The sequence below is a fragment of the Nonomuraea sp. NPDC048901 genome (assembly GCF_040649695.1).
In the GTDB taxonomy this organism is placed as follows: Bacteria; Actinomycetota; Actinomycetes; order Streptosporangiales; family Streptosporangiaceae; genus Nonomuraea.
Genome location: NZ_JBEZFW010000033.1, coordinates 48401 through 63638, shown reverse-complemented (window position 1 = coordinate 63638; position 15238 = coordinate 48401). Strand labels below are relative to the sequence as shown.

Sequence of the window (15238 nt, the reverse complement as noted above, 5' to 3'; positions counted from 1 at the left end):
GCCCTGGGACAGGGTTCTGTTCGTACATAGAGTCGAGCCGATCCCGCAGACGCCATAGGCGGGTCCCCTTTGTGCGAAAGGATGTGCCGTGCGCAGCAGACGTACCGTTATCGGGCTGGCGTTGATTCTCGGCAGCCTCGCCGGCTCAGCGCTTGTCCCCTCAGCAGCCATCGCGGCATCTTCCACGGCCGCGATTTCGGCCCGGCCTCAGATCTGCAACCCCTCCTGCACCTGGAATTCGCAAGTAACGACACAGCTGATCGCCACTCAGATCCTGCTGCAGAAATACCAGATCCTCGTCCAGGAGGGCTACACCATCCTTTCCGCACAGGTGCAGGCGGCAACTGGCGGCTACCGGGCGCACCTGGTCTACCGGTAGGGCCGGGGCCGCCTCAGTCGCTCTCGACCCGTCCCAGCGGCTCAGGATCGTCCGCCAGCGCGGAGCGCGCCGCGAGCCAGCTCGGGTCTTCGGGGTAGAAGACATGGCGAAGGTAGGCCCAGGTGAGCCGCTGGATCAGGGCGACACGTCCGGGGTGTTCGTCCGTCGTCTCCGCGACGTCGTACCCGGAGACTCCGCCGAGCGAGTGCTCCGCCCCGAACAGGGTGAGCAGGCTCTTGCCGCCCGGACTCAAGAAGTAGGGGTCGGTGAACCACTCCGGCCCTCGGGCGGTCAGGTGGGACTGGTCTCGGTCCCCCGCGACCACGAGGGCCGGCGTGGTCATGGCCGCGAAGCTCGGATTCATGAAGGGGAAGTGCTCGGCCGCGAACGGGCTCAGCTCGGCTCCGCCCCGGCCGGGCGTGGCGAGCAGCACCCCCGCCTTGATCCGGGAGTCGGACATGTCCTCTCCCGGTTCGCCCTCGGGATCGAGGACTCGCGCACCCAGCAGCATGCTCGCCGTCTGGCCGCCCCAGGAGTGCCCGGCCGCGGCGATGCGGCCGTGGTCGAGCCGCCCGCCGAGACCGGGTACGGCGGCTTCGAGGAGATCGAGCTGGTCGAGGACGCGCTTCATGTCCTCGACCCGGTAACGCCAGATCTGTGGGCTACGGGGATCTTCTGGCGGCAGGCTCAGCGTCCTCGAGTCGAGATGGGTGGGTTGAATCACCACGAAGCCGTGAGCGGCCCAGAAGTCGGCCAGCGGGGCGTACCCGTCCGACGACCAGCCGAAGCCGTGCGAGAAGACGATGACCGGCAGTTCGCGCCCGGCCGTGGGCGCGGACACGCGCACCCGCAGGTCCTCACCACGGCCCGGGGCCGACAGCACCACCGGCTTCACCGAGACGACCGGAGCGGGCACGCTGACGGCCACGTCGCCATCGCCCGCAGCCGGGACCGCCATGTCTGTTTCGATCATGATTTTGATGCTCCTTCAGTGGTCTTTGGTAATGAACTGGTCGGCGACCCACCGTGCGACGTCGGCGGGATAGGGCGCCGACAACCCGAGGACGATGTGCCGGAAACCAGCGTCGATCGCTTCGCCGATCGCGTCCCGGGTGGTGCCGGGCTGGTCGTAGGAGACGGGCAGGTGGATCGAGCGGGTGATCGAGGCGGGGTCGCGGCCGATCTCGGTGCAGTAGCGGTCCAGCAGCGCGCTGCGGCTGACGACGTCGTCGATGTCGCCGCCGGGGATGTTCCACAGGTCGGCGTGCTCGGCGACCACGCGCAGCGTCGCGGACGAGCGTCCGCCGATGAGGATCGGCGGGTGGGGGCGCTGGACCGGCTTGGGGTTGCCGAAGGCGTTGGTGACCTGGACGTACGTGCCGTGGAAGTCGAACGGTTCGGTCTCCGTCCACAATCGCCTGATCACCGTGCACGCTTCGGCGAGGCTGCCCACGGCGTGGGCGGTGTCGTGGAAGGGCAGGCCGTGCGCTTCATACTCGCGCCGAGCCCAGGGGACGCTGGGTCGTGAGCCGACGCCGATGCCGAAGTCGAGGCGTCCGCCGGAGACGATGTCGACGGTCGTGGCGATCTTGGCCAGCATCGCGGGCGGTCGGATGCGGTTGCTGGTCACGAGCACGCCCAGCCGCAGCCGTCGGGTCTGTGCGGCGAGGGCCGAGAGCAGCGTCCAGCCCTCGTAGATCGTTCCGTTCGGGTCGCCGAAGATGGGCAGGAGATGATCGAACAGCCACGCGTGTTCGATCTCGGGGATCGTGTCCGCCTCGCGCCAGACCCGCAGGACATCGTGGTAGTCGACCTGCGACGGGGCGGTCATGATCCCGAAGCGAGGCCGGGTGGTATGCGGCATTGAGGGCTTTGGTCCTTTCGACACTGGGCGCTACCAGAGATTAAACGGAACGGGTTTCCGATATGTACAACCGACGCCCATCGCATCGACTTACTGCGATCCCATGCCCAGGTGCGATGCGATGACGATGCTTGGGTTGGCCGTCGGTCGGCGCTCTGGCATCATGAGTAAACGGAATCCTGTTCCGACTACTATAAGGAACACGGTTCCGGTTCGCAACCCAGCAGTGGAGGGAACGGTAACGGTGAACGACGGCGACGGAGGCGCGGGCCCCCGCAAGCGGGCCGATGCCCGGCGCAACGAGAGGACGCTGCTCGACGCCGCCGCGGCCGTCTTCGTGACCTCGGGCGTCGAGGCGCCGGTGCGCGACATCGCGGCCAGGGCGGGCGTCGGGGTGGCCACGATCTACCGCCACTTCCCGACCCGGGCGGATCTCATCATCGCCGTCTACCGGCACCAGGTCGAGGCCTGCGCCGAGGCCGGTCCAGCCCTGCTGGCGGCCGTCGCGAGTCCTTACGCCGCGCTGGGGCGATGGATCAACCTGTTCGTCGACTTCCTGGTCACCAAGCACGGGCTCGCCGCCGTACTCCGCTCCGACGACGCCGGCTTCGACGCGCTGCACGCCTACTTCCTCGACCGGCTCGTACCCGTGTGCGGCCAACTGCTCCAAGCCGCGGCCGCCGCCGGCGAGATCCGCGCCGACGTCGACGCCCTGGAGCTCATGCGCGGCGTCGGGAACCTGTGCATCGGCGCGGAGAACGATCCCCGCTACGACGCGCGGCGGCTGGTCGAATTCCTCATCGCGGGACTCCGCCTACCACGCTAGCGACGCGCGCATGTTCATACCGTCGGTATTTTACAAACGCGCGGTCGGCGAGGTCGGGCCTGGGTACGGAGACCGCTCGCGCGGCGTCGAGGGCGCCAGGCGATGGGCGGACGACGCGATCCTCGTCAACCCGATTCACCCCGGCGCCATCCTCGAGACCGGGCTGGTGCGGCATGTCGAGATGACCCCGGAGCTCCAGGCGCGGATCGACAGCACCGAGTGGAAGACCGTCGGGCAGGGGGCGGCGACATCGGTGTTCGTCGCCTCCTCAGGCGCTCGCTCTCTGCCCGGCTACCTTCACCGCGAACATCACCCACTACGAGCTCGTGCGTGCTCTCACGCTCATCGGTAAGGGCCACATTGAGGATGGGCTCGCACACGCGGTGACCACTGCCCATGCGTGGCCCATCAGTACGATCCGCCGCCGTACCCTCGGTCGCATCCTGGATGCCCTGCCAGGGAAGGCCCACGCTCTGGATACCGCCCACGAATTGCGCAGCCTGGCTGCCAGTCCTGCAGGCGGAGAGTAGCCCGCGGGCCGGACAGCAGGAGCTCGGGGGCTGAGCTCGGTACCCCGCCTTGGAACGTCCGCATCTGGACATCCCCGAACGCTCCGGGATATCGAGTGGCTGGCGTGATCATCACGGACCTGCGCGTCCTCGCCGAGTTGGAGGCCGATGTGACCGTGCCGCCGCAGCACGTGGACCTCGCCGATCCAGTCGGCAACGAGGTCGCCCATGGACCCATCGGATCGCGGTTCGGCTCCGGCTCCGGCTGGAGCAGGGGGTGAATGTACGCCAACAACTCTGCGCTATCCCAGGTCGTCGTCGGCGAAGCAGCCGCGAACTGTCGTGTCGGCTGACTATGGTGCAGCCATGACGATGACGGGCCAGTTCTCCGGGTTGTGGCTGGGCTCGTCGACGCGGAACCGGGAGAAAGGCCGTCCTCGCCCCGAGTTGTATGGATGAGGAGGACGCGCGGTCATCCTCTGCCCCAGCGTGGCCGACAAGCTGCCCGAGATCCCAGCGGCGGCCAAGGCCGAGGTCGACCGGAACCTGGCGCTGCTGGAGACGCAGATCCAGGAGGCCAACAACCGCCTGGCCAACTCCGCAGGCCAGGGCGGCCCCAACTTCGTCCGCAACGCCATCCTCGGCCCCCTCGCCTCCAAACGAGGCGCCACCCCGGACCGCATCGCCATAGCCATCGGCCGCGTCGCCGAACGCCCAACCGGCCTCGGCCGACTCGCCACCTGCAACCTCAACAACTCCGACGACACCCCCAGCCCCAGGCGACGACAACGCCTCCCCCACCCCTGACCCGGGCGACGGCCAGAACGAGGACGACGTGGCGGCATCGGGCCGTCGGCCGCGGACTTCATCGACATCCGTCAGGTTCCCCGCCAGCAGCAGCCGCGAGCGGCCGGGAACAGCTCAAGGGGTACATTCGTCTCCCAGTGCGGCACGAACCGTGAGGGCCATTTCAACACCGACAACGTCATCTTCGCCCCCGGCGTGACCAACGGCGCTCAGCACCTGCACGACTACGTCGGCAACGTGTCCACCGACGCCTTCTGCACCAACGAGAGCCTCGCCGCCGCCGGTACCACCTGCCGCAACCGGGCCGACCAGTCGACGTACTTCTGGCCGGTGCTGCGGGTACGCGGGGCCAACGCCCGACCGGCGTGGACCTGCACCGGCTTCACCGACCGCATCACCGACAAGTACCCGATCTGCCCCTCCGGCAGCCGTCTGACCCGCATCTTCGACCAGCCCAGCTGCTGGGAGGGCCAGAACATCGACAGCGCCAACCACCGCACGCACCTGACCTTCCCCAACGACAGCGGCGCCTGCCCGAGCGGCACCCAGGCCGTACCGCAGCTGCGCATGACCCTGGTCTACAACAACGTCCCCAACACCCGGCCCAACGGGACGAACGTCCCGTTCGCGGTGGACGGGTTCGCCAGCGAATGCCACAACCCGAACACCGACCACGCCGGCACCATCGGCGTGATGTCCGAGCAGCTCATGAACAACGTCGTCCGATGCATCAACAGCGGCAGGAGGTGCTGACGGCGCAACCGCACACCGGCCGGACCCCACACTTCATGGTGTGGTGGAGTCCGGCCGGCGGCGGCTGCGGCAGTGATTCCGCGTATACGGCGGAGGGTGCGGTTCATAGCGATTCTCTTTGTCAAATTGACCTTGCGACACAGGCCGGCCTCGAAAAAGCGCTTTCGATCCCGCAATAGATACGTGATGCTGCGCGATCTTCGCGCTCAGGTCGCGGTCGGCGAGATTGCAAGCCGCCACATGGTGGCGTAGATAGCGCACATAGCGATGCTCGGCCCCGAAGGCCAGCGCGCGTACGCGCGAGTGCGCGCCGTCCGCGCCGACCAGCAGATCCGCCGTGCGTTGCGTGCCGTCGGCGAGGGTGAGCGCGACCTCGTCGCCGTCCTGGTGGACGGCCTCGATGGTGGTGCCGTACTGGATGGGGGCCCTGACCTGGTCAGCGATGGTACGGGCGAGATCGCTGCGCAGCAGGCTGACTACTTCGCGGAACGTGGGCGGCAGGGTGAACCGGCTGGTCTGGCGGCCGTCATGGTTGACGTAGGTCAGCCCGGTGACGGGATAGCGCAGCTCTTGCAGCCGGGCGGCCAGGCCCATGCGCTCGGCCACCTGGTAACCGGCACCGTAGAAGTCGACCATGTAGCCGCCGTTCCGGAACTGCGAGGCCTGGACCATCTCCTGACAGTCCAGCCAGCGCGATCTTCGTCCCAAAATGCCGTCCGGCAGAGCCGTAAATGAGCCGTAAGGCCATCAGGTCCTCTTCCCGGCGGGGCACGATGCCAAGATCTGGATGGCCGCCATTTTCAGCACACCTAGAACCTCATTCCGCAGGAGGACGTCGTGCGCAGGTACATCACGGAGTTCATAGGCACCTTCTTTCTGGTCTTCACGGTCGGCGCCACGGTCCTGGCAATGGCGCCCCTCGCCCCGGTTGCCATCGGAGCGATTCTCATGGTCATGGTGTACGCGGGCGGCCACATCTCCGGTGCCCATTACAACCCTGCGGTGACCCTGGCCGTACTGTTGCGCGGTCGGATCAGTCTGACGGACGCCATTCCGTACTGGATCGCCCAGCTCGCCGCCGGCGTCCTCGCGGCCGTAGTCGCGGGCTTCGTGGTGAACCCCGCGAAAGTGACCCCGGTGTCGCCCGAGGGCCGCGAGTTGTGGGTGGCGCTCCTGGCCGAGGCGCTGTTCACCTTCGCGCTCGCCTACGTCGTCCTGAACGCGGCCACCAGCCGGGACCATCCGGGCAACAGCTTCTACGGCCTGGCGATCGGATTCACCGTGGCCGCGGGGGCGTTCGCCGTGGGCGGTATCTCGGGTGGCGCCTTCAACCCGGCGGTCGCCATCGGCGCCGCGACCATGGGGATCTTCGACTGGTCGAAGATCTGGATCTGGCTCCTGGCCGACCTTGTCGGCGGCGCCCTGGCCGGGGTGACGTTCCTCGCGCTCAACCCCAAGGAACGCGCGCCGCTGGAAGCCTCCGCCGCCTGAAATCCGGAGCCCTTCCATGACCACTCCACGCGAAGCCCTCCAACGAGCGGGTATCGACGTCAACGCCCTGATCGGCCATCTCACCTCGGCCGCGAAAGCAGAGCTGAGCGCCGTCTATCGCTACACGATCCTGGCGGCTCATTCGATCGGCTTCGCGGACGAAGGGCTGCGGGAGATCCTCAGGGACATTCGAGATGAGGACCGCAACCATTTCGACACGCTCGTCACGCGCATCTGCGAACTCGGCGGCAGGCTGCCGGAGGATATCCAGAGCTTTCTGCAACATGAAGACGAGCCGAAAGGCAGCATCTTCGCCGACTGGGACAACCTGCCCGAAGCCCTCATCGGATCCGTGCAGCAGGCCGCACATTCCTATTCCGGTCTCCGCCACCTCACCGAAGCAAAAGACCCCCGGACCCATGCGATGGCCCAGGCCATCCACAACGAGAAGACCGAGCACGTCGCCTGGCTGCGCGAGTTCTTCGGTCTCGGCCCACCCGGACGCTTTCATCGTGGATTCCGGGGCGGATCCCCCTCGCTGGCCGGCCTGTACGACGCCGAGCAAGGGACGGGACCACCGTCCTGATCTCAGCTGTGGCGGCTCCCTGATTCTGAAGGCTGCGCAAAACCATTGGATTATGCGACCAATTCGGTCTGCCTCCCGCGCCACCCGGTTTTCCATGGTCACACTAACCGCCGCGGGGCCGCTCAGGTCAGGTAGCGCAGCCACAGGTACGGGGTGGCGATGGCGATGGCGGTGACGATCAGGCCGCCTGGTGAACTGCCAGAAGCTGATCAGCGTGCCGTTACGGGCGGCGATGCCCAGGACGACGACGTTGGCCGCCGCGCCCACCGCCGTGGCGTTGCCGCCCAGATCCGCGCCGAGGGCCAGCGCCCACCACAGCACCTTGCCAGGGCCGTTGCCGGGAGAAGATGTGGCCCGACCTCATGCCGGTGGCGATCTCCATCCGCGAGGGCCGGCTCAACTCCGTCACGCTGCTGCGCCGGCTTGGCTCGCACTCGCGCAAGAACGAGATCTACCGGGCGTTTCGGGAGGTCGGCCGCAGCGTGCGCACTGTGGCACAGCTGCGTTTCCTCGCCGATCCGGCGCTGCGGCGGCGCATCACCGCGGTCACCAAACAAGGTCGAGGGGTTAACGGATTCTTCGCTTAGCTGCGCTTCGGCGACGGCAACCAACGAAGACGGTATCCAACGCGGCCGTCCTCCTGATCGGTGTGGGGGTGGTGTTCGTGGGACCACGACTTCTGGCCGCCCGTAACGGCACGCCGATCAGTCTCTTCGCTGGCAATCGGGCGTGTTGGTCAGGGACGGATGCCGAAGGGGCCGAGCAGGCCGGTGTCGATTCGCATGGATTCCAGCAGGCCGAAGGCGTTGTCCTTGGTGAACACGTCGGCGGCGGCCAGCGTGCCGAGGTAGCCGGCGATGACCGGGGCGGCGGCCTGCTGGGCGACAGCGTTCAGGTAACCGGCGAAGATCGCCCACGCGTTGCCTGCCGGACCGTACTTGCCGAAGAACGGCGCCGGATCGAGGCTGGAGACCGTGTCACGGACGCTGGTCTGCAGGTCAGCCAGGTATCGCTGTTGCAGGTGTCCGTCGGCGCGGATGCCGAGGCGGCCGAGGTGGCCGCCGACGAGGGTGCGCCACGGATATCTCATGGCGGTGTCGTGGGCCCGCAGCCAGCCGGGGATGTCCTGGGAGACGGCGAGGTTCTTGAACGGCACCCAGCCGGGATAGAGCACGTCGACCACCATCAGGGTCTCGTGTTTGGGGGCGTAGACGAAGATGTTGTCGGGTGAGTGGTTGGGGCCGTGGTAGGCCAGTTCGAGACGCTCACCGCCGACCCACAGGACGTGGTGGTCGTCGAAAGTGAGCGTGGGCGCCGGCCGAGTCGGGTCCGCGTCCCGGCGCAGAAATCTCGCGGTCTCGGTATGTCCGATGCGGATGACGTCCTTGCCGAGGATCGAGGCGGCTCCGATGTGGTCGGCGTGCGAGTGGGAGTAGATGAGGTGGGTCACCTTCCGGGGGCGGCCGTTGGCCCGGGTGACCTCCTCGATGGCGCGCAGCAGGTTGTAACCGATGGTGGGTGGCGCATCGACGAGGACGACGCCCTGGCGCGTGGTCAGGAACATGGCCTGATAGGAGGAGTCGGTGACCCAGTACAGGTCGCCGTCGATCCGGCCGACGAAGTAGCCCTTCTCATTGAGTTTCGGGCCCTTCGACGCCTCGGGGATGGGCGCGTAGTCGGGCAGGGCGCCGGATGCCGGCGCCTCGCCGGCCCCGAGCAGGCCGGCGGCCAGGGGCAGCGCCGATGCGACGGTCGCTCGGGTGAGGAAGGTTCGCCTGCTCGAGGGGGCGGTGGAGCGGACCATGGGGTTGTCTCCATTCGGAAGGTGTGGCTGCCGGGCGAACGTGGGACGGGCGGAGCGGCGCGACGGGTCCGGTGGTGGGGGTGGTCAGCCGGTGTCCTGGGCAGTCACGATCCGGTCGAGTCCGCGGGGCGAACGCTTCGGCGGCCAGGGTGAGAACCGCGACAGGCGCGGGGTCTCGCCTGTCGCGGTGCCGGACGGACCGTCGTCGTGTGGGATCAGCTGGTGGTGCGGGCCGCCGCTGTGATGAGGGCGGTGGTGGCGTCAGGCCGGGAGATCACGACCACGTGTGAGGCTTCCCCGACTTCGCTGGTGTGCGCGCCGGCGCGCTGGGCCATGAACCGCTGGGCCGCGGATGGGATGGCCTGGTCGGCGCCAGCGACCAGGTACCAGGAGGGGATGGTCTTCCAGGCGGGCGGTCCGCTCGGGGAGCCGAGCGCGGCCAGGGCGGCCGGGCGCTGGGTGGCGGCCATCAGCTTGGTGTCGCGGGCGGGTAGGTCGGCGGCGAAGGCGGCGTGGAACTTGGCCGGATCTACGTAGGCGTCGGTGCCGGTGCCGCCGCCGGGCAGCGGGTACTGGCGGGTGATCAGGCTGGTGGGCAGTTGGCTGCCGGGGAACTTGCCGGTCAGGTCGAGAGCTGACTCGCCTTCCTCGGGTGCGAACGCGGCGATGAAGACCAGCGCCTTGACGTTGGGGTGGCCGGTGGCGGCGTTGGAGATGACCGCTCCGCCGTAGGAGTGGCCGACCAGGATGACCGGTCCGTCGATGGTGGAGACGACGCTCGACAGGTAGGCCGAATCACCTGCCAGGTCACGCAGGGGGTTGGCGGGGGCGATCACCGGGTAGCCGGCCCCTTGGAGCCGGGCGACGACCTTGTTCCAGCTCGAGGCGTCGGCGAACGCACCGTGGACCAGCACCACGGTGGGTTTGGCCGTACTGCGGCTCGCCGCGGTGACGGCGGCGGCCGACGAGGAGAGAGCCGTGACCAGCACGGCCAGGACGGCCAGCATCACGGACAGCAGGATCCGAGTGCTCGGCCGGGAGAGCGGAGAGGTCTGTGGGGACGCGTACGCCGACATGGCGGATCTCCTTGGTAGGGATGGGGGTTCTCAAGCGAGGCGACGAGGCAGCGGGGGGCTCCAGCCGTTGTCCGCCCGTCGAGCAGGGCCGGGGCACAGGGTGGCGCGGCGTGGTGGCACGGTGCGCCTAGGCCACCGGCGGAGGACCCGCCACGCGCAGGCGGTATGCCTCGGCCGAGGCGATAATGGCTTCGATGTCGAAGGAGGCCGGCGCGTCGTTCACGTCGGAGATGGGCGAGCCGTTGGCGGCGAACCACTTCTCGAGGCCGGCGGGGCCGAAGGCGGCGACCATGCGGGCGCTCGGTGAGCGGACCAGGTAGCTGTGCGGGACGCCGCAGGGACCGTGCGCGACGGCACCGGCGTCTAGGTCGTAGCGGTCGTCCCCGACGAAGAAGGTGATCTCACCGTCGAGCACGATCCAGATCTCGTCCTCTGCCTCGTGAACGTGCAGGGGTGGCGCGTGGCCCTTGGGGTCGGTGAACTCCATCACGCTCAAGGTGCCGCCGGTCGCCGTGCCCGGCACCAGGATCTGGACCCGGCCGCCGAGGAACCAGAAGGGGTTCTGCGTGTCGCCGGTCTGGGGTGGACGTTCCTTGTTCATGTGGGTGCTCCTGTTTCGGTGTCGGGTCAGTTCTTTTTGAGGAAGCGCAGGAGTGTGCGGGTGAGCTGTTCGGGCTGTTCCTCGAAGATCCAGTGACCGGAGTCCTCGATGACGATCCCGGTCACATGGCTGGCGTACTGGCGGACTTGGGTGGGGACGGAGTCACCGAGGCTGCCGCGGGCGCCGATGGCGAGCACGGGCATGGTGAGCTTCTTCGCGCTGTACGCGCTGTTGTCGGCGACGTCCTTGGGAAAGGCGCGGAACCATGCGAAACTCGCCCGCAGGTGAGCGTCATCGCGCAGGTAGCGGGCGTACTCGCGGACCTGTTTGTCGCTGACGCCGTTCTTCCTGACTTCGAGGGAGTCGACGAAACGCTCCACCCACTGCTCTTCCCTGCCGTTCACCATGCGCTCGGGCAGGCCGTTGGTGAGGCTGAAATAGCCGAAGTTCCAAAAGCCGGGCCCCTTCGCGGTGAGGGAGGGGAAGGTGTAGAGGGTCTTGTCGGGGATGGGGGCCTCGCTGAGGACCAGCTTGGTGACGTCACCGGGGTGGCCGGCGGCGTAGGCGTAGGCGACCATCGTGCCGATGTCGTGCCCCACGAGCCTGATGTCCCGCCTGAGGCCGAGCGTGGTCAGCAAGCCGTACAGGTCAGCGGCGAGGGTCTTCTTGTCGTAGCCACGGGCGGGTGCGTCGCTCTTGCCTGCTCCGCGTAGATCCGGCGCGATGACCGTGTAGTGCTTGGCGAGTTCGGGCAGGATTTCGCGCCAGGTGTACCAGGTTTGCGGGTATCCGTGCAGCAGGACCAGCGTCGGCCCGTGTCCACCCCGCACATAGTTGATCGCGACGTTGCCGACCTGAACTCTCTTCTCGCGGAAACCTGCCGGAATGCGCGGCTCATGGCCGGTCTTCGACGGCGTCTTGGAGGCGATGGCTGTGATGCGCGCCGGGACGGCCTGAGCGGCGGCGGCAGGGGCGAAGGAGGCGAGCATGCCGATCACCGCGATCGGGACGACGACGCGGCCGCGGATCTTCGGGTCAAGGGTGAAATGGATTGCTTTCACAAGACGTTCCCCTTTTCGAGGCGAGCGAGGGTCGTAGGCTGCCGAATGCGCCGACTGTGCGGTCCGGCTCGCCGGTGTCTCCACGGTGGACCGGGGCGTCGCCGACGGTCCCCGGCATCGCTGCTCAAGGAGCGCTGGGTGCTCATGGGGCAAACCGTAGAAACCGGCTCGCTTGCCGCGCGAGCGTCACCTGACTGCGTCACCGAGCGCTACGTGACTGCAGGTCTTGTTCCAGGTTCAGAGCGGGCTTGACGCGGGTGTCTCGTGCCGCCGATCTGCGCGGGGTGAACGTGCCCGTGACCGATGACCAAGGCCGCTGTCACCGGTCTTCCCGTAAGCTTTGGGTGATCTCCACTAGGGCGCGGAGAAGGAGCACTCGATCACTGCCCCACCCAGCTTCGCGGAGGTGCTGCGTCGCCATCGGCACGCGGCACGTCTGACGCTGGAGCAGCTCGCCGAGGCCTCGGGGGTCAGCGCCCGGACGCTGTCGGACATGGAACGCGGACGCAGCAAGGGCCCCCAGCATCGGACCGTCACCGCGCTGGCCGATGCCCTCGGTCTGGCCGAGGCCGACCGCAAACAGCTCGTCGAGCTGGCGCGCGAGGGCCGCCTGCGCGATCACTGGGCCCGCCCGACCGGTCTGTGCGAGCTGCCGCGCTCCGTCGACGACTTCACCGGCCGAGCCGCGGAACTGGCCTGGACCAGCGAGCTCTTACGCGCCGGGGACGCGCCGGGCACCGCTGGCGTTTGGCTCATCACCGGCTCTGCCGGGCTGGGCAAGACCACGCTGACCGTCCGCGCCGCCCACGCCCTGCGGCCGGACTTCCCCCACGGGGTGTTCTTCCTCGACCTGTTCGGTATGTCCGCGCAGCCACTGCCCGTCGACGAGGCCCTGGGCATGCTGCTTCGCGCACTCGGCATCGCGGATCAGCAGATCCCGGGCGACGTCGCCGGGCGCGCGTCCTTGTACCGGTCTCTGCTGCGTGACCGGCGCGCACTGATCGTGCTCGACAACGCCGCCTCCGAGGAGCAGGTCCGGCCGCTGCTGCCGGGCGGTGGCGCGGGCAAGGCCCTGGTGACCAGCCGCCGCCTGCTGGCCGGCCTGGAAGGAGTGCGCAGACTCGGCCTCGGGCCCTTGCCCCTGCTGGAGGCAACCGAACTGCTGACCGGAATCCTGAAGGACCGCGGCGCCTCGGACGAAGGCTCGGCCGTCTGGCAGCTGGCGCAGCTGTGCGGCGGTCTGCCCCTCGCGCTCCGGATCACCGGAAATCGGTTGGTCAGCCGGCCCGACTGGAACGCCACCGACCTCGCCGCCCGGCTGACAAACGAGGAGCGCCGCCTGGACCAGCTCAGCGCCGGCGACCTCAAGATCGCCACCGCGTTCGGGTTGTCCTACGAGCAGCTGGCCCCCTCAACGCGGCGAGTCTTCCGCCGGCTCGCCCTGGTGCCGGGTCGCAGCTTCGACGCCGCTCTTGCCGCCGTGGTAGGCGGCACATCGATCGAGGGGGCATGGGACGCCCTCGACGAACTCGTCGACCTCGGTCTGCTGCAGGACAGCACATTGGGACGCTACCGCTTCCACGACCTGGTCCGGCTGTTCGCCCGCGACCGGCTTCGGAAGGAGGAACCCGCGGCCGAGCGCGACGCGCTCACCATGACGATGACGTCGTGGCTGGTGCGGATGGCCACCACCGCCGGGCGGTGGTTCGAGCCCCTGTACGGCCGTCCCGACCGGCCTGACCCCGACCTCGCCGACCTGGCCTCCCCCGAGGAGGCCGACCACTGGCTACGCGTGAATGCGGACAACTGGCTGGGCGCGTTACGTTACGCGGCGAGCATCGGCCGGTTCACCGCCGTCCTCGACTGCGCCGAGTCGATGGACTGGTTCTCCGATCAGTGGATGCACGCGCCGCACTGGTACGAGGTGTTCACCCTCGGTGCCGAGGCCGCCGCTGTTCTGGGGGATCCTGCCCGGCAGGCCGCGCAGCTGAACATGCTGGCCTGGGTCCATCTGGTGCCGCGAGAGGACCTGGAGACCACACTGCGCTACACAGCCCAGGCGATAGACCTGGCAACCCGCAGCGGTGCCACCACGCAGATCGCCCTGGCCCACCACCACGCGGCTGGCGCGCTTCGACGGCTCGGGCGGCTCGATGAGGCCATCGCGGCGGAAACCCAGGCGGCGCGGATCCACCTGGCCAACGGCGACATGGATCGGTACTGCCACTGTCTCGGCGCCCTCGGCACCTGCCTTCGCGATGCGGGACACCACGCCAAGGCACTGGAGCAGTACCTCGACCTGCTGGCCCTGCTGAACGACGACCGCTCGGGGGTAACGCCGAGCGTCGCGGCGTTCGCCCGGCCGATCGCGCTTGCCCGCGTCGGCGAATGTCTGGGACTGCTCGGCCACCGCGCCGAAGCGATCACCAAGCTCACCAAGGCGATCAGCCTCATGGAGCAGGCTCAGCTGCCCGTCCCGCAGGCACGCTCCCTGGAGACACTGGCGGCCTTGCTGGCCGACGAGGACCGGACCGGCGAGAGCCGCCATACCTACGCGCGGGCGGCCGAGGTGTACGAGGCCATCGGCGACGCCGAGGCGAGCAGCCGCTGCCGCGATCTGGCGAACGACTGACGGTTTCCGCGCTACTTCTGCGTCCTGTTCTGCGTGGTCGGGCCATGCGCGCGCGACTTGGATGGAGTGCACGGGGACCGGCGCCGGGCCTGTCCATCCAGCTCAGGAGCGACCATGACCACCATCGGGAACATCGTGCTCGTGCACGGTGGCTTCGTCGACGGATCCGGCTGGCAGGGCATCTGCGACGAGCTGACCAGGGACGGACTCCGCGTCCACATCGTACGGAACCCGGCGCTGTCGCTGGAGGATGACGCCGCGGAGACCCGCCGGATCCTGGACCGCCTCGACGGCCCGGCCATCCTGGTCGGTCACTCCTACGGCGGGGCCGTCATCAGCGAGGCCGGCACCCACCCCAACGTCGCGTCGCTGGTGTACATCGCCGCGTTCGCCCCCGACAGGGGCGAATCGGTCAACACCCTCATCGCCTCTGACTCCCAGGTCCCGTGGGGCGTGGACGCCGTCGGCGGGGCGGTCACCGAACCGGCCTGGCGGCACAAGCCCAGCTGGTACCTCGTCGCGACCGAGGACCGGATGATCCCGCCACCGGCTCAGCGCACGATGGCCGCGCGCGCCGGAGCGAAGGTCGTCGAGGTCATCGGCAGCCATGCCGTCTACGTCTCCCAGCCCGCCGCCGTCGCCGACCTCATCCGCGAGGCCGCCGCCTGACCTCCGCCCCGGATATCGGTCACATCCGACCGGACAGTTCCACCAAGTGACAAGGCGCTGCTCAGAGGCGTTCGAACAGGGGATGAGGGACTCTCCCTCACGACGACGCCGGAACCGGCCGGGCTGCCGCCGGCCCTGGTCTTCACCAGGGACTTCGCGCCACGGAAGCCGATCCCGGGC

Annotated in this window: 18 protein-coding genes and 1 pseudogene; 11 read left to right on the top strand and 8 right to left on the bottom strand. The window is 68.5% G+C overall.

Going from position 1 to position 15238, the window contains the following annotated elements:
• The first annotated feature begins 88 nt into the window (after positions 1-88).
• Positions 89-379: a hypothetical protein gene (locus tag AB0C30_RS55810; protein WP_357960553.1), complete on the top strand. Its 291-nt coding sequence runs from the start codon at positions 89-91 to the stop codon at positions 377-379.
• Positions 380-392: 13 nt separating this feature from the next.
• Here AB0C30_RS55810 and AB0C30_RS55805 read toward each other — a convergent pair whose 3' ends face one another.
• Together AB0C30_RS55805 and AB0C30_RS55800 are read right to left on the bottom strand one after the other, a co-directional pair.
• Entirely contained in the window at positions 393-1352 is a 960-nt protein-coding gene (locus tag AB0C30_RS55805; RefSeq protein WP_357960550.1) for a chlorophyllase, read from the bottom strand.
• Positions 1353-1367: 15 nt separating this feature from the next.
• Complete coding sequence (locus AB0C30_RS55800; RefSeq protein WP_357960547.1) at positions 1368-2210, bottom strand: LLM class flavin-dependent oxidoreductase; 843 nt, start codon at positions 2208-2210, stop codon at positions 1368-1370.
• 277 nt (positions 2211-2487) lie between these two features.
• Here AB0C30_RS55800 and AB0C30_RS55795 point away from each other — a divergent pair, with 277 nt between their 5' ends.
• From AB0C30_RS55795 to AB0C30_RS55775, 5 genes are all read left to right on the top strand, one after another.
• A complete protein-coding gene (locus AB0C30_RS55795) occupies positions 2488-3069 on the top strand; it encodes a helix-turn-helix domain-containing protein (RefSeq protein ID WP_357960544.1) in 582 nt (193 codons plus the stop codon).
• 10 nt (positions 3070-3079) lie between these two features.
• A complete protein-coding gene (locus AB0C30_RS55790; RefSeq protein ID WP_357960541.1) occupies positions 3080-3421 on the top strand; it encodes a hypothetical protein in 342 nt (113 codons plus the stop codon).
• 282 nt (positions 3422-3703) lie between these two features.
• The gene (locus tag AB0C30_RS55785) at positions 3704-3859 is read left to right on the top strand and encodes a hypothetical protein (RefSeq protein WP_357960538.1); all 156 of its coding nucleotides are present in this window, start codon (positions 3704-3706) and stop codon (positions 3857-3859) included.
• A gap of 208 nt (positions 3860-4067) precedes the next feature.
• The gene (locus AB0C30_RS55780; RefSeq protein WP_357960535.1) at positions 4068-4385 is read left to right on the top strand and encodes a hypothetical protein; all 318 of its coding nucleotides are present in this window, start codon (positions 4068-4070) and stop codon (positions 4383-4385) included.
• A 195-nt stretch (positions 4386-4580) separates the two neighbouring features.
• On the top strand, positions 4581-5138 hold the full coding sequence (locus tag AB0C30_RS55775) for a DUF1996 domain-containing protein (RefSeq protein WP_357960532.1): 558 nt from the start codon (positions 4581-4583) through the stop codon (positions 5136-5138).
• 33 nt (positions 5139-5171) lie between these two features.
• Here AB0C30_RS55775 and AB0C30_RS55770 read toward each other — a convergent pair whose 3' ends face one another.
• Positions 5172-5810 (bottom strand): FAD-dependent monooxygenase, encoded by a 639-nt coding sequence (locus AB0C30_RS55770; RefSeq protein ID WP_357960529.1) that lies wholly within the window; start codon positions 5808-5810, stop codon positions 5172-5174.
• 165 nt (positions 5811-5975) lie between these two features.
• Here AB0C30_RS55770 and AB0C30_RS55765 point away from each other — a divergent pair, with 165 nt between their 5' ends.
• Positions 5976-6629, top strand: coding sequence for an aquaporin (locus AB0C30_RS55765; RefSeq protein ID WP_357960526.1), 654 nt, complete (start codon positions 5976-5978; stop codon positions 6627-6629).
• A 16-nt stretch (positions 6630-6645) separates the two neighbouring features.
• Positions 6646-7215, top strand: coding sequence for a ferritin-like domain-containing protein (locus AB0C30_RS55760; RefSeq protein ID WP_357960524.1), 570 nt, complete (start codon positions 6646-6648; stop codon positions 7213-7215).
• Positions 7216-7337: 122 nt separating this feature from the next.
• Here the strand turns inward: AB0C30_RS55760 and AB0C30_RS55755 are convergent.
• Positions 7338-7536: pseudogene (locus AB0C30_RS55755) on the bottom strand (hypothetical protein); the annotation flags it as partial.
• Positions 7537-7577: 41 nt separating this feature from the next.
• Here AB0C30_RS55755 and AB0C30_RS55750 point away from each other — a divergent pair.
• Positions 7578-7802 carry a Tn3 family transposase gene (locus tag AB0C30_RS55750; RefSeq protein ID WP_357960521.1) on the top strand — a complete coding sequence of 75 codons (225 nt, stop codon included), beginning with the start codon at positions 7578-7580 and terminating at the stop codon, positions 7800-7802.
• 149 nt (positions 7803-7951) lie between these two features.
• Here AB0C30_RS55750 and AB0C30_RS55745 read toward each other — a convergent pair whose 3' ends face one another.
• From AB0C30_RS55745 to AB0C30_RS55730, 4 genes are all read right to left on the bottom strand, one after another.
• On the bottom strand, positions 7952-9019 hold the full coding sequence (locus AB0C30_RS55745; protein ID WP_357960518.1) for an MBL fold metallo-hydrolase: 1068 nt from the start codon (positions 9017-9019) through the stop codon (positions 7952-7954).
• Positions 9020-9234: 215 nt separating this feature from the next.
• Complete coding sequence (locus AB0C30_RS55740) at positions 9235-10095, bottom strand: alpha/beta hydrolase (RefSeq protein ID WP_357960516.1); 861 nt, start codon at positions 10093-10095, stop codon at positions 9235-9237.
• 127 nt (positions 10096-10222) lie between these two features.
• Positions 10223-10696, bottom strand: a complete 474-nt coding sequence (locus tag AB0C30_RS55735; RefSeq protein WP_357960513.1) for a cupin domain-containing protein — start codon at positions 10694-10696, stop codon at positions 10223-10225.
• Between the two features lie 26 nt (positions 10697-10722).
• Positions 10723-11757, bottom strand: a complete 1035-nt coding sequence (locus tag AB0C30_RS55730; RefSeq protein WP_357960510.1) for an alpha/beta hydrolase — start codon at positions 11755-11757, stop codon at positions 10723-10725.
• A 406-nt stretch (positions 11758-12163) separates the two neighbouring features.
• Here AB0C30_RS55730 and AB0C30_RS55725 point away from each other — a divergent pair, with 406 nt between their 5' ends.
• Positions 12164-14389, top strand: a complete 2226-nt coding sequence (locus tag AB0C30_RS55725; protein WP_357960507.1) for a helix-turn-helix transcriptional regulator — start codon at positions 12164-12166, stop codon at positions 14387-14389.
• A 114-nt stretch (positions 14390-14503) separates the two neighbouring features.
• On the top strand, positions 14504-15058 hold the full coding sequence (locus AB0C30_RS55720) for an alpha/beta hydrolase (RefSeq protein ID WP_357960503.1): 555 nt from the start codon (positions 14504-14506) through the stop codon (positions 15056-15058).
• Positions 15059-15238 lie beyond the last annotated feature (180 nt).

Excerpts from the sequence above, each read along its gene's own strand:
- AB0C30_RS55805 (WP_357960550.1), bottom strand. The coding sequence starts at position 1,352 with ATGATCGAAACAGACATGGCGGTCCCGGCTGCGGGCGATGGCGACGTG.
- AB0C30_RS55800 (WP_357960547.1), bottom strand. The coding sequence starts at position 2,210 with ATGACCGCCCCGTCGCAGGTCGACTACCACGATGTCCTGCGGGTCTGG.
- AB0C30_RS55790 (WP_357960541.1), top strand. The coding sequence starts at position 3,080 with ATGTTCATACCGTCGGTATTTTACAAACGCGCGGTCGGCGAGGTCGGG.
- AB0C30_RS55770 (WP_357960529.1), bottom strand. The coding sequence starts at position 5,810 with ATGGTCCAGGCCTCGCAGTTCCGGAACGGCGGCTACATGGTCGACTTC.
- AB0C30_RS55760 (WP_357960524.1), top strand. The coding sequence starts at position 6,646 with ATGACCACTCCACGCGAAGCCCTCCAACGAGCGGGTATCGACGTCAAC.
- AB0C30_RS55750 (WP_357960521.1), top strand. The coding sequence starts at position 7,578 with ATGCCGGTGGCGATCTCCATCCGCGAGGGCCGGCTCAACTCCGTCACG.
- AB0C30_RS55745 (WP_357960518.1), bottom strand. The coding sequence starts at position 9,019 with ATGGTCCGCTCCACCGCCCCCTCGAGCAGGCGAACCTTCCTCACCCGA.
- AB0C30_RS55740 (WP_357960516.1), bottom strand. The coding sequence starts at position 10,095 with ATGTCGGCGTACGCGTCCCCACAGACCTCTCCGCTCTCCCGGCCGAGC.
- AB0C30_RS55735 (WP_357960513.1), bottom strand. The coding sequence starts at position 10,696 with ATGAACAAGGAACGTCCACCCCAGACCGGCGACACGCAGAACCCCTTC.
- AB0C30_RS55720 (WP_357960503.1), top strand. The coding sequence starts at position 14,504 with ATGACCACCATCGGGAACATCGTGCTCGTGCACGGTGGCTTCGTCGAC.